This is a genomic window from Paraburkholderia sp. (genome assembly GCF_036488505.1).
Lineage (GTDB): Bacteria > Pseudomonadota > Gammaproteobacteria > Burkholderiales > Burkholderiaceae > Paraburkholderia.
The window spans coordinates 1-13,151 of sequence record NZ_DASXHN010000139.1; the positions used below are offsets into that span (position 1 = coordinate 1).

Here is a 13,151-nt window from a genome sequence, read left to right on the forward strand (position 1 = left end):
GCAACTCGGTCGATCAACGCGTCAAGCCAGCGTCGGCGCCTTCTGCATCACGCGCATCGTGCTGACGACCGCCGCGACCGCCGCGAACCCCGAGGCCACATACAGCGCGACGATCGGCCCGTTTTTCGGCGCGACGCCAAAGATCAGCGCCACCAGCGCCGCGCCGAGCGTCTGCCCCGTCAGGCGCGCGGTGCCGAGCATGCCGCTCGCGCCGCCACTGCGCTCGCGCGGCGCGGACGACAGTATCGTGCGATTGTTCGGCGACTGGAAAATGCCGAAGCCCGCGCCGCACAGCGCCATGCGCCATGAGATCTGCAGCGCGTCGGGGTGGGGGCCGAGCGTGGCAAGCAGCAGCAGGCCCGCCGTCATCGCGGCGAGCCCGACTCCGCCGAGCCATCCCGACGATACCCTGTCCGACAGCACGCCTGCGATCGGCGCCGCGATGATGATGACCGCGGGCCATGGCGTCATCAGCAGACCGGTTTGGACCTGCGACATGCCGAGCGTGTCCTGCAGCAGGAACGGCAACGACACGAACGCGAGCATCTGCGCGCAGAACGAGCAGACCGAGGTGCCGATCGACAACGCGAACACCGGTATGCGCAGCAAATCGATTGGCAGCAGGGGCGCGGGCTGCGTGAGCTGCCGGCGCACGAAGAAATAGCCGATCACCAGCGCCGCGACCGCTTCCAGCGTCACGTAGCCGAAGTTCTCACCGTGACCGAGCCCATCGACCGCGAAAATCAGCAGGCCGAACACGAACGCGTTCATCACCGCGCTCAGGTAGTCGTAAGGCGATTCATGGCCGGCGTTCAATGGCAGCGCCTTGACGCCGGCGATCAATGCCGCCAGACCGATCGGCACGTTGATCGCGAACAGCCACTGCCATGATGCGATCGCCAGCACGCCCGCCGCGATGGTCGGCCCGACCGCCGACGATACCGCGACCACCATCGCGTTGAGCGCGATCCCGCGCCCCAGATGCGCGGGCGGGTAGATCATGCGCACCAGTGCGGTGTTCACGCTCATCACGCCGGCCGCGCCGAAGCCCTGGAACACCCGGGCGAGCGCAAGCTCCGGCAGCGACGCGGACAGCGCGCAGCCGAGCGACGCGACCGTAAACAGGACCAGCCCCGACAGATAGACGCGCCGGTAGCCGATGCGGTCGCCGAGCGACGCGAGCGGCAGCAGCGTCACGGTGATCGCGAGCTGATAGGCGTTCACCACCCAGATCGAGCCGGCCGCGCTCGCTTGCAGATTGCGTGCGATCGTCGGCAGCGCGACGTTGGCGATCGCGCTGTCGAGCACCGAAAGCGTGAGTCCGAGCGCGATGACGATCATCGCCCAATAGCGTTGCGGGACGGGCAGACCCTGTTCGGCGGCGGGTTCGAGCGAGGCTGCGGCGGCGGGCGTGGAGCCGTCCTGGCGCGAGGATTGTGCGTGCATCGGTTGTTTGACGTGTAGTAGGACGGTTGCGCGCGAGAGCGGGGCCAGACGCTGACCGCTCGCGACGCCGTGATCGCTCACGGCAGGCAGGGCGGCCCGCGCCGGCGCCGGCGTTTCGGTTGATGACGCCGGCCCCGGGTCTGCGGCGTTATTTGAGTTCGTAAAGTCCCGTGTGCGTCGTCGAGTCGAGTTCGTTCAGGTGGGTCATGAAGCGCGCGACCGCGTTGGTGGTCTCCGCGGTGACCGGCAGATGCGGCACCTTCAGCGCATGCAGCCGGAAGATATAGCGATGCGTGCGGTCGCCGCGCGGCGGCGCGGCACCGCCGAAGCCGACTGTCCCGTAGTCGTTGTGCAACTGTATCGCGCCTTGCGGCAGCAGCGAACCGTCGGCCTTGCCGGCGTTGCGCGGCAGCGAGCGGGCGTCGGCCGGAATGTTGACGACGACCCAGTGCCAGAAGCCGCTGCCGGTGGGCGCGTCGGGATCGTGAACGGTAAGCGCGAAGCTTTGCGTGTCCGCGGGCGGCGCTTCCCATTGCAACGACGGCGAGATGTTTTCGCCATCGACGCCGAACGCCTTGTCGCTATATTCGTGCGCTTTCGGCATGAAGCCGTTGTTGGGAAAGTCGTCGGACCAGAGACGGAAGTCAGCCATGATGTCCTCCCTTGGTGATTGGTTCTTGGATCGTTGGAGCGCGCGATATCGCGATAGGCGAGCGCATCGGGCAGCGCGCCGACATGAGTGCGAACGCGGCCCCGAAAGTGCTGCCGAAATTCTAAGCAAAGCGCATGAAAAGCACGGTGTAGCGCGCGCCCAAAGCGCTCCGCACAAGCTTTTCGAGTGTATCACCACGTCCCCGGGGACTCGCATCCACGAGGTCCGCCGCGAGTGCTTGCCGGCCGCTCGCGAGCCTGCCTTGCGCGTCATCTTTAGCCGCTTGTCACGCGCGTTCTTCGAACTGACACGCGTCGCTTTGGAGCCATTGAACGAGCCGCTCGATGACACCCGCGATATCGCGGTTTGCGCCACGCAAAGCGCATTCCCACACGACCGCGACGCGCCAGCCGCCCGCCAGCAGCGCGGCGCGCACCTTGTCATCGTTGCTGCGATTGCGGCCGATCTTGTCGCGCCAGAACTCCGCGCGTGTTTGCGGCCATTTGAACAAATGACAGTCGTGTCCGTGCCAGAAGCAGCCGTGCACGAGCACGACCGCGCGGTAGCGCGGCAACACGATGTCAGGGCGGCCGGGCAGATCGCGCGCGTCGAGCCGGAAGCGAAAGCCCTGCCGGTGCAGCAAGCTGCGGATCAGGATCTCCGGCCTGGTGTTGCGCCCGCGAATGCCGGACATCATCCGGCTGCGCGTCTCGCTATCGACGATATCGACCATCGTCAGAATTGCGCTGACGCGCGCGCGGCGCGCTTGCCGCGCAACGCGCGAGACCAGTTACGCAGGGAGCGGCAGAGCATGTTTCGAACCATGGCGAGGCGGGTTGGCGAGCAGGAGTTGCACATGCGGCAGCATGATGCGCGCCACTTCGCGCATCACCGGCATCACAACGCTGTTGCCGAATTGCCGGTAGGCCTGCGTATCGCTGACCGGAATCCGGAAGGTGTCGGGAAAGCCCATCAGGCGCGCACATTCGCGCGGTGTCAGGCGCCGCGGGCGCAGCGCGTCGCCCTGATAGACGAGGATCTCGGAGCCGTCCTTGTGATAGCGCGCCGACAGCGTGCGCGTGACGCTGTGCGGATAGGCCATGCCGAAACCGAAGCCGTTGCCCGCCGCGCGATGCTTGGCCGCGTAGTCCTGCAGATAGGCCCATAACTTTGGTGTGAGCGTGTACTTCGGCTGTACACGGCGCGCGGCGTGGTCGAAGAAGCGGTCGTCATCCCACGGCAGCACCGGCTCCGTGCCGTCCGTGCGATGCAGGATCGAGCCGAGCCGGGGGCCGTGCTCGGGCAGGCGCAGATCGTCCCACGAGAACGAAGTCCGGCCGCGAAAGCCGACGATGATGATCCGTTCGCGATGCTGCGGCGTGAAATGCTGGCCATCGATCACGCGGTGATGCACCTCGTAGCCGAGTTCGTCGCGCAGCGTGTGCAGGATCACGTCGAAGGTGCGGCCCTTGTCGTGCGACAGCAGGTTCTTGACGTTCTCGAGCAGAAACGCGGCGGGGCGCTTCGCCGCGATGATTCGCGCGACGTCGAAAAACAGGGTGCCCTGGGTCGTGCATTCGAAGCCGTGCGGCCGGCCGAGCGCGTTTTTCTTGCTGACGCCCGCGATCGAGAACGGCTGGCACGGAAAGCCGCCTAGCAGCACGTCGTGGCTCGGCACGTGTTCGGCGGGGAAGGTGACGATGTCGCCAATCAGCGAATGCGTGCCGTCAGCCGTGCCGTCGGCCGGATACCGCTCGCCGTAGTTTTCGCGATACGTGCGCGTCGAAAACTCGTTCCACTCGCTGGTCAACACGCACTCGCCGCCGTGCGCCTCGAAGCCCATGCGAATGCCGCCGATACCCGCGAACAGATCGATGAAGCGAAAGCGCGCGGCGCCATGCGCCGGATTCGCCGCGCGCGCGCGTTGCAGCAGCTCGCGCAACGCCGGCTCCAGCATCGCGGGACAAGGCGTTTGGCCTTTTTCCCAGCGACGTACCGTCTTGATGTCCTTGCCGACATGCGCGGCGATTTCACGTTGGGTAAAGCGGGCGCGCGCCTGCTGGAGCAGGTCGAGCGGGGCGGCGACGGTCACGTGGCGTCCTTGCTGGGAATTTTTGCGGGCATTATGACCCAAGACCGTCCCATTTACTTCTTTTTCGCCGCCAGCCATAGAAAACTTCTCACATTTTTCCATTAGCGGGCGGCGAAACATGCTTGTCACACATTGCCGTGTAGGCTTATCGCGTGACGCACATCCCTGCGTTGCGATGTGTGTTTGTGGCCGCGATTCGTTGCGCGGCCGTTTTTTTTGCGGGACGCGGCTCATGGCGCGGCGGTGAGGGTGCGACAGACCGGCGCGACACAGGCCGCTCGCCAGCGCGTGGCGCACGCGGGCCCGCGTGGGCGGGCTCATCGCGCCTGCGGGGCGCGACGGCAGTCAGGCGGCGCGCACCGGACCATCGGCCTTCGCTGGTCGCACCAGCGCGGACGCGGCCGGCGCATAGCGTTCCCATTCGGGATGCGGCATCGCTTCGAAGTGATCCAGTTGCAACAGCAGGCTATCGACTTTGCCGGCTTGCGCGGCACTGAGATGACCGCTTGCGAGCAGCGCACCGAGACGCTTGCGCCAGTAGGCGGCCGGCAGAATGGGGCCGCCGAAATCGCCGCGCAACGACACGTACATCGCGCGTCCGATGTGCGCGATGTCGCGATCGATCAACGTGGCCTGCGAAGATCCTGAAAGCGTAGCGAGCTTTTGGTCCATAGCCCCTCCCTCAGCGGTCTAACGGCGGCGCGCGGCAGGACTTTAGGGCTTTTTTGAAATTCTTTTCGCGATCGCGGGCGAATGCCCATCGACGGCATCGGCCGTTCGCGGCCGGAGGCCCGGCAAAACCCCGGGCATAGCCGTTGCTGGACCCTTGTACCGGCGCAATGCGGCGCCGGCAACTTCTGTCCCATGACAATTCGGGAGCCGAATATGAATAAGGACCAGGTGAAGGGCGTAGGCGAGCAGGTCAAGGGCAAAGTCAACGAGGCAGTCGGCAAAGCCACGGATGACCCCGCGAAGGAACTGAAGGGCGATCTCCAGCAAGGCGCGGGCAAGGTGCAGAAATCCTACGGCGATGCGAAGGAAGACGCCAAGGACGAAGCTAAAGAAAACGCAACGCGCAACAATCCGTGAGCTAGTTTTGAGTAGCTTGCCGGAACGGACGAGGCGTCGCCGATTGCGCGACGCCTCGTCCGTTTTCGGGGTGCCCATCGGCGCTTTCATCCGCTCGTACTGCGCCGAACGCCGCATCGTGTACCAGAGTTCGGGGAGCGCCAGCCGTTGCCGCGGCGGCGCCCTGGGAGTAACCCCGTGATCGCTATCGAAGGCATTCCGCGCGCGCAGCGCGGCCTTTAGACTGGGTGTAGTCTCCGCACGAGGTAGCGCCAATGACACCCGAAAAAATGCTTTCGATGTTCGAACGGCAGTACCTGGAAGGCAAGGCTCCCGCCGATCTCGAAGCCACCTGCGCGAATTTCGCGACCTGGCTCGCCGCAGCGTGGGAGTTGCTCGACGGCTCGGAGAGGACGCTACTCGTCGCCGTCGGCGCAGCGCTGTGGCGTCAGGGGTTCGACGTACGCGCAGGCACGGCGACCAAGGATTTGTGGTGAGCCTGAGCGCGGGAACATCAAGCGGCGCGGGCGGTGAGTCGCGCTAGGGGCCCGGTGAAAAGCGGCGCCTGTGTAGCCGTTGATGGGCGATCGCAGCGGCTGCATCGATGACCGGCGCGCGGCCGCTGATCGGGCCGCGTGCCCTTCTGGCCCGCGGCGGCCGTGCGCGCCTGCTGCGCGGGGCGTCGCACGCGTTGTGCCGAGTCGGTTTATATTGGGCGGCCCCGTCCTTTCCGTCGCATCAGGCGACCCGAAACCATGACCGATTTATCCGCTTTCCCGATCACCAGGAAATGGCCAGCCGCGCATCCCGACCGGATCCAGCTCTACTCGCTGCCGACGCCGAACGGCGTGAAAGTCTCGATCATGCTCGAGGAAACCGGCTTGCCCTACGAACCGCACCTGGTGCGCTTCGATACCGACGACCAGTTGTCGCCCGAGTTCATGTCGCTGAACCCGAACAACAAGATCCCGGCGATCGTCGACCCGAATGGACCGGACGGCAAACCGCTGCCCCTGTTCGAATCGGGCGCGATCCTGATCTATCTGGCGGACAAGAGCGGCCAGTTGATTCCGCAGGATGCGGCCGGCCGCTACGAAACGATCCAGTGGGTGATGTTCCAGATGGGCGGCATCGGTCCGATGTTTGGCCAGGTCGGCTTCTTCCACAAATTCGCCGGCAAGGAATACGAGGACAAGCGTCCGCGCGATCGCTACATCGCCGAGTCGAAACGGCTGCTCGGCGTGCTGGAACAGCGCCTCGCGGGACGCGAATGGATGATGGGCAACCGCTATTCGATTGCCGACATCGCGATTTTTCCGTGGGTGCGCAATCTGGTTGGCTTTTACGAAGCGGGCGATCTGGTCGGGATTCAGAACTTCCCGAATGTGACCCGTGTGCTCGCTGCGTTCGTCGAGCGTCCGGCGGTCGTGCGGGGGCTGGATATTCCGAAACGGCCGAGCTGAGCGCGTGGCGGGTTGACGGCGGCCGGGTGCCGAGTGGATTGGATGCGCCCGGCTGTGCAGTTTGCCTGACGCGTCTCGCACGAACGGCGATGGGACAGATGGCGCGAGACCTGGGATGCACCGGCTGCATCTCGGTTTCGTCTTTTGAGCAAACCCAGGCACGGCGATGGTGATCGCGGCGTTGGCCCTCAAGAGCATTTTCAAAAAGTCGAAGCGGATGCCGGTGATCGGCTCCGTCGTGTCTACGATCAATGAACATCGGTGGCGCACCGTCACCAAGCGCCAATGGGCGGCGCGCTATGCGCAGTCGCCGCTTGTCGCGGCTCACGCTAATGACCCGGCACCGTCGCTGAGCGCATTGTCTTCACAGCTTTGCACCGCGCTTCAGTTTCGCGAGCCGGCATACGCGCGCTGGTGCCGGGAAATGCGCGGATCGCCGGAAAGAGCCACGTGTGGTCGTTGCTCAGTCCAAGCAAGGCCGCGAGTTGGTGCTTGGCGAACTCACTCAGCTAGATCGCGTGCTCCTTCGCATTCTCCGAGTGCTCGGCAGGAATCACCCAGGTGCCGGCATCGAGATCGATGTCGGCGCGGCGTGCCGCTCGCCGCGGCTTGACGATCGCAGAGCTGCTTCGTAGACGATTTGGCGCTCACCGGCCGCGGGCATCCGACAACAGCGACGTCTCGTCGTCGCTCAATCCGAGCAGGGCGGTCAGCTGCTGCTTGCGGCCAGTTTCTGCCTTTGGTCCCACCATCCGCACAGACATTCGAACGGCGGTTTTACCCCGGACCGCAGTCAGATGTGCGCAGCGTTCTGTTCTCGCTGAAAACGATGCGGGACGTCTGGCATCGGGAGTCACGCATCGCACTCGCCAGCGAGCCGCCCCCCCCGACGTGCAGGCCCGCGGTTTCGGTGTAGCCTGATAGTCAGGTACGGAAATCGGAGGCGGTATGGAACGAGAGCTAAAGCTGCGAGTCGCGATTGAAGATTTCGACAAATTGCGTCGGGCGCCCGTGCTTGCGCAGTCGAAAAGCGCGACCCATGCCCCCCGGCTATTGACAAGCACGTATTTCGATACGCCCGAGCTTGCGTTCCACTGGTGCAAGGCTTCGCTGCGCGTGCGTGCCGTCGGCAACGAGCGCGTCCAGACATTGAAACTGGAAGGATCGGTGCAGGCCGGCCTGTTCGACAGGGACGAGTTCGAGATGCCGGTCGATAGCGACACGCCCGATCTGAAGCTGCTGCAGGATCAGATACCCACTGATACCGACTGCGGTAGGTTGATCCGTGACGAGGCTGCTGCCGCCCGTTTGAAGCCGGTATTTGTCACGCGGATTAATCGGTCCTCGATTCCGCTGCGCTTGCCGTCTGGAGACGAACTCGAAGTTGCGCTCGACGAGGGGACCATCGACGCGGACACGGGCTCGGTGCCGATCGCGGCTCTGGAGCTGGAGCTGAGACACGGCCAGGCGGAGAGCCTGTACGGCGTCGCGCTCGAGTTGCTGGAAACCGTGCCGTTACGCGTCGACCACCTCAGCAAGGCCGATCTCGGCTACGAACTGCTCGTAGCGGAGCACAGCGACGCGGTCAAGGCACAACCGGTGCATCTGACCAGGCGCGATTCGGTCGAGGACGCGTTTTGCAGTATCGCGCGCAACTGTCTGGATCAGGTCCACGCGAACGAACGTGGCGTCGTTTCTGGCCACGATCCGTCGAGCGTGCATCAGACGCGCGTGGGACTCCGTCGGCTGCGCTCGGCGCTCGACCTGTTTGCAAAGGTGATTCCGGCTTATCCCGGTCTCGACGACGAACTGCGCTGGATTGCCTCGGAGCTCGGCACCGCGCGTGATTGGGAAGTGCTCGCGGGATCGACGCTTGAACATGCGGCGGCAACCGGGGACGCGGACGAAATCCTACCTGCCCGGCAGGCGTGCGAGCACATCGCCGTCAACCACCGGCAGCGGGCGGCAGCCGCAGTCGAGTCGGTTCGCTATACCCGGCTGGTTCTCCAACTGGCGCTCTGGTTGAACCGAAAGGGATGGCAAGACGGGATGTCCGACAAGCAGCGCCATGGGATTGGCAAGGCCGCCGGGAAGTTCGCCGCGGAAGTCGTGCGCCGCCGGCACCGGAAACTGATCAAACGTGGCAAGCGGCTCGCCGATATCGACGATCACCGCCGCCATCGCGCCCGCATTGCGGCGAAGAAACTCCGATATGCGACCGAGTTCTTCGCATCGCTGTTCGCGAGGCGCGCCGTCCGGCATTATGTTGATGTGTTGACCGCGCTCCAGGATGATCTGGGCTGGCGTAACGATGCCGTTGTCGCCGACCAGCTTCTGAAGCTGCTGCCGCGAACATCGCCTGAAGCGGCCCCGGGTGCGGCTTTCGCGCGAGGTTATCTCGCTTCACGCGTCGCCGCCGATCACCAGACATTGAAGAAGCGGTGGAAAACTTTCAGACGCCTTTCTCCACCGCACTGAGCAAGCCTGTGGTCCCGAGGAAAAACTCCGCTTCCCGGCTTGGGGAAGCTGGACGCTCTCGACAGGCAGAGGCTTGCTCAACCTTCCTTTGCTCGTCGCTGCGACTTCTTGCTACTGGTCGCGCTGTCCGTCTCGCGCAGCGCCGCGTTTGCCGTGACTAGCAGCGCTGCGTCGTGGTCACGCAGCACTGCGTCGACTGCCTCAAAGGCGTTCTTTAGCTCCTTCTGCCCAGTCTTCGTTGCATTGCCGCCTTCCAATATGGCATCAGCTTCCTTCTTCAACCGCCTTACGAGTTTCGCAGCAAACCGGCTATCGAGCGAGCTGTTCTGGACGAACTCCTTGATCTGTATTGTCAACGCCGCCAACGCCTGTTCAGTTGTCTCATTCCAGCCGCTGGGATCGACAGAAAACGATTTCTTCCCCATCAACATACTCCAAGGTGATTTGCTCTCGGTGAGCAGCAGCGACGAGAACGCGTAAAGTTGCGAATCGGATAGCTAAGACTACCACCTTATGAATTCGAGCGATCACTGCCTCGGTCTGTGTCTGCGTCGTCCTTCGACGAATCCATGAAACTGAAGATCACCAGTCACGCGCGCCCCGGCGGTTACCCAGCAAGTAGGTGAGAGTTTCCCTTAAGGGCGATAACGGCCTAACTTCGGTCGTTCGGTATTGAGCAGGCCCAAAGTCCGTTAGGGGTCGAAGATTGACCACTCCGCAAGCGCAAAATCGATCTCCCTTCGTTGAAGAGGAGATTGTCATGGACACGCTTAATTCTTCCGGCGCTCGTCGGGTGCCGTGGAACAAGGGTAGGCTGACCGGCCAGAAGCCACCGCTGAAGCTCCGGGAAATCTGGGCAATTCGAACGAGGCTGCAGATGTCGACCAACGCTCGCGAGTTGGCGATGTTCAATCTCGCGATCGACAGTAAGCTTCGAGCGTGCGATTTGACGCGCTTGCAGGTTCAGGACGTCTGCACGGGAGTGTATGTAGTCTCGCGAGCCACGTTCATGCAGCAGAAGACACAACGACCTGTCCAGTTCGAGATTACGGAGCTGACTCGGCAGAGTGTCGCGGCCTGGATCTCAGCTCGGGGCCTGAAGCCATCCGACTATCTGTTTCCGAGTCGCCTGCACACGTCAGCGCACGTCTCGACGCGCCAGTATGCCCGCATCGTGCATCGTTGGGTCGCGTCAATCGGGCTCGACGACGCCGCCTACGGTACGCACACGATGCGCCGCACGAAGGCGTCGTTGATCTATCGACGCACGAAGAACCTACGGGCGGTTCAGCTGCTCTTGGGCCATACGAAGCTTGAGAGCACAGTGCGATACCTCGGTATCGAGGTAGACGACGCGCTTGAGATGGCCGAACAAACCGAAGTGCAATAGCTGTTGGCCGGTGAGCGGGCGCTTGCCGGGCCACAAGCGGTCGGTCGAGGTCGCCATCCAATTTGAATATCCAAGGTCTCGTCCGCCGTCGCTCAATGGCCGGTTTCCGGCAAGCACATTGACAGTGGTATTGCCTCAAGGCGGCCACGATAAGACGCTCGCGGGGTTCACGCGAATGACTGTTCCGAGTCCACGTCCGGTCATCTCGCTGCCACTTGAAATCTGCGAGTGTTATCTGCTGTGGAGCGATGATGTAATTCGCGTTCGAATGGTGAAGCCGGGGCGACCGAAATCCGCTCACCATCCATATCCCATCTTAAAGAGCAACGCCTTGTTGCCCTCCTTGCCGAACGCGAACTCCATATTGGCAACTATGCCCTGAGCCGGCTTCAAGATATACTGCACGCCGAGTCCGGCGCTCGGAAACCGGTTGGCGGAATCTGCGCAGCCGTTACGGCCCGCGCCATACAGGCATGCGACGCCGGCAAAGAGCGTGGCGGTCCAGCGCGCGGCTAGGCGATGGCGCTCCTCGACTTCGAAAGAGGACATGTACTTGCCAAGGTACTCGCCCGTCGTATATCCGCGCAATAGCACGGGCGCGTAGGCGCCCGGAGGTGCGTCCACTGTCCACTGGTTGCTCTGCCGCACTGCAAAAACATTTCCGTCTCCGTGGCTCCAGTATTGCCTGTAGTCAGCCCGGTACACGTTGAAATTATTGCTCCCCTCGATACTTTGACGATAAGCAATGTTGTTGACGTTGAGGTACCACCCGGTCTTTGGTGCGTCCACGATATCCCGTGAATCGTGGTTGATAACCAGGCCGACCCCGCCCGCCTTGAAGCCGGTCAACCCCAGGACGTTGAGTATGTCATCGTCCAGAGCCGTCTGCCCCACGATCTGGTAGTTAGTGAAAATCGCCTGTGCGCCGACAAACCAGTCGCTTTTCAAGCGGTACAGGTAACGGCCTACCAGCGCCCGCAAATGGTCGTCGGACTTCAACGGAGTACCGGTCCCGAGATAATTGTCGTAGTCGTTCTTGATCACTCCACCAAGGGCCAGCACCGAAACCCGGTGCTGGTCGTTAGCGAACGATGTTCGGGCGAAGATTGCTGCGACCGCGGAATTGGTCGAGGTGTATTGCGCGCTGATGCCGAACATCGACACCTGCGACTGAGCGTCGAATTTTCGAACGTAGGCGCCAAGCGCTCCGAACGAAGTGCCGAGCTTCGGGTTGTTCGAGAACGTTGGCAACATCAGCCAAGGCGAAGGCGCTTTTGCCGGCTCTGGAGACTTCGCTGGCTCCTGGGCCGGAATCGGCTCATCATCGGCGCGCACGGCGCTACTGGTTGCAAGTAGAAAGCAGACGCTCAGAGCGGCGGCGGCAAGACGAACGCTTCGACACCGCCTGGCGAGGGCTGCCCTAACGGTCCTCCGCTGACGATGCATGGCAGGGCACCTCTTCTGGCGACGCCTAATATGGTTTCCATACTCCTGCGGCTGCAACGACAGTATATCGAACACGGAGCAGTTGCAATCTATTGGCTCAGACCGATCCCGAAGCGGACAACCTGTCACGATGTCCGAATGTCTCAATCGGGTCGAGACTGTGTGAAAACGCACTCATCGCCTAAACTGAATCAACGCACTGAGACCGGGTGACTCATGAAGCGATTCGTTGAAGGCGATGACCGCAAGCAAGTCGCACTACTTCCGGAATGCGTTGATGACTACATCGGACAGGACAATCCGGTCAGGGTCATTGATGCCTTCGTCGACGAGTTGGACCTCACCGAACTTGGTTTCAACGGTACCACGCCGGCGCTCACGGGCCGCCCGTCCTATCATCCAGGCGTGATGCTCAAGATCTATATCTACGGGTATCTAAACCGCATTCCCTCCAGCCGGCGGCTTGAGCGCGAATGCCAACGCAATGTCGAGTTGATGTGGCTGACAGGACGTCTCGCGCCAGACTTCAAGACGATCGCGGACTTCCGCCGCGACAACGGGCCAGCCATTCGTAACGTATGCCGTCGTTTCGTCGAACTGTGTCGCGGACTGAAGCTGCTGTCGAGTGACATGGTGGCCATTGACGGCAGCAAGTTCAAGGCTGCGAACAGCCGCGACAGAAACTACACGACGGGCAAAATCGACAAGCGCCAGCAGCAGATTGAGGAAAGCGTTCAGCGATATCTCGACCTGATTGAAAGTGCAGACCGGACCAGTCCGACAGGTTCCGATGTTAAGACCGTGCGCCTGTACGAGAAGATTGCCAGCTTGCGCCAGCAGATGCGCGAGCTCGACCAGGTCAGGAAGCAGTTGAAGAAGCAACCGGACAAACAGCTGTCCATGACAGATCCCGACGCGCGGTCCATGGCAACAAGCGGAAGAGGCTCTGGCATAGTGGGCTACAACGTTCAAACCGCCGTGGACACCAAGCATCATCTGATCGTCGCACATGAGGTGACTAACGTCGGAAACGATCACGGGCAACTCAGCAGGATGGCAACGTCTGCGAAGAACGCGATGGGCAAAGCGAGGCTGAAGGTGGTGGCCGATCATGGT

13 protein-coding genes are annotated in these 13,151 nt (G+C 62.7%); 6 read left to right on the plus strand and 7 right to left on the minus strand.

The annotated features are described in order from the left end of the window. Positions 1-21: 21 nt before the first annotated feature. The 5 genes from VGH68_RS07990 to VGH68_RS08010 all read right to left on the minus strand — a co-directional run bounded on the left by VGH68_RS07990 (position 22) and on the right by VGH68_RS08010 (position 4,862). Entirely contained in the window at positions 22-1,446 is a 1,425-nt protein-coding gene (locus VGH68_RS07990; RefSeq protein ID WP_331603029.1) for an MFS transporter, read from the minus strand. Between the two features lie 148 nt (positions 1,447-1,594). After that, complete coding sequence (locus VGH68_RS07995; protein ID WP_331603030.1) at positions 1,595-2,098, minus strand: YbhB/YbcL family Raf kinase inhibitor-like protein; 504 nt, start codon at positions 2,096-2,098, stop codon at positions 1,595-1,597. Positions 2,099-2,384: 286 nt separating this feature from the next. Continuing rightward, positions 2,385-2,831 carry a very short patch repair endonuclease gene (locus VGH68_RS08000; protein ID WP_331603031.1) on the minus strand — a complete coding sequence of 149 codons (447 nt, stop codon included), beginning with the start codon at positions 2,829-2,831 and terminating at the stop codon, positions 2,385-2,387. Between the two features lie 57 nt (positions 2,832-2,888). Continuing rightward, positions 2,889-4,190, minus strand: a complete 1,302-nt coding sequence (gene dcm, locus VGH68_RS08005) for a DNA (cytosine-5-)-methyltransferase (RefSeq protein WP_331603032.1) — start codon at positions 4,188-4,190, stop codon at positions 2,889-2,891. A gap of 345 nt (positions 4,191-4,535) precedes the next feature. After that, positions 4,536-4,862: a hypothetical protein gene (locus VGH68_RS08010; RefSeq protein WP_331603034.1), complete on the minus strand. Its 327-nt coding sequence runs from the start codon at positions 4,860-4,862 to the stop codon at positions 4,536-4,538. 213 nt (positions 4,863-5,075) lie between these two features. Here VGH68_RS08010 and VGH68_RS08015 point away from each other — a divergent pair, with 213 nt between their 5' ends. From VGH68_RS08015 to VGH68_RS08030, 4 genes are all read left to right on the plus strand, one after another. Then, complete coding sequence (locus VGH68_RS08015) at positions 5,076-5,279, plus strand: CsbD family protein (protein WP_331603035.1); 204 nt, start codon at positions 5,076-5,078, stop codon at positions 5,277-5,279. Positions 5,280-5,533: 254 nt separating this feature from the next. After that, positions 5,534-5,755: a hypothetical protein gene (locus VGH68_RS08020; RefSeq protein ID WP_331603036.1), complete on the plus strand. Its 222-nt coding sequence runs from the start codon at positions 5,534-5,536 to the stop codon at positions 5,753-5,755. 258 nt (positions 5,756-6,013) lie between these two features. Next, positions 6,014-6,721 (plus strand): glutathione S-transferase N-terminal domain-containing protein, encoded by a 708-nt coding sequence (locus VGH68_RS08025; protein ID WP_331603037.1) that lies wholly within the window; start codon positions 6,014-6,016, stop codon positions 6,719-6,721. Positions 6,722-7,669: 948 nt separating this feature from the next. Continuing rightward, a complete protein-coding gene (locus tag VGH68_RS08030) occupies positions 7,670-9,199 on the plus strand; it encodes a CHAD domain-containing protein (protein ID WP_331603038.1) in 1,530 nt (509 codons plus the stop codon). A gap of 77 nt (positions 9,200-9,276) precedes the next feature. Here VGH68_RS08030 and VGH68_RS08035 read toward each other — a convergent pair whose 3' ends face one another. Then, positions 9,277-9,624: a hypothetical protein gene (locus VGH68_RS08035; RefSeq protein ID WP_331603039.1), complete on the minus strand. Its 348-nt coding sequence runs from the start codon at positions 9,622-9,624 to the stop codon at positions 9,277-9,279. A 335-nt stretch (positions 9,625-9,959) separates the two neighbouring features. Here VGH68_RS08035 and VGH68_RS08040 point away from each other — a divergent pair, with 335 nt between their 5' ends. Beyond that, complete coding sequence (locus VGH68_RS08040; RefSeq protein ID WP_331603041.1) at positions 9,960-10,589, plus strand: tyrosine-type recombinase/integrase; 630 nt, start codon at positions 9,960-9,962, stop codon at positions 10,587-10,589. Between the two features lie 297 nt (positions 10,590-10,886). Here the strand turns inward: VGH68_RS08040 and VGH68_RS08045 are convergent, their stop codons facing one another. Then, positions 10,887-11,924, minus strand: coding sequence for a hypothetical protein (locus tag VGH68_RS08045; RefSeq protein WP_331603042.1), 1,038 nt, complete (start codon positions 11,922-11,924; stop codon positions 10,887-10,889). Between the two features lie 327 nt (positions 11,925-12,251). Here VGH68_RS08045 and VGH68_RS08050 point away from each other — a divergent pair. Further along, positions 12,252-13,151: IS1182 family transposase (locus VGH68_RS08050; protein ID WP_331603043.1), on the plus strand; the 900-nt coding region annotated here is incomplete at its 3' end.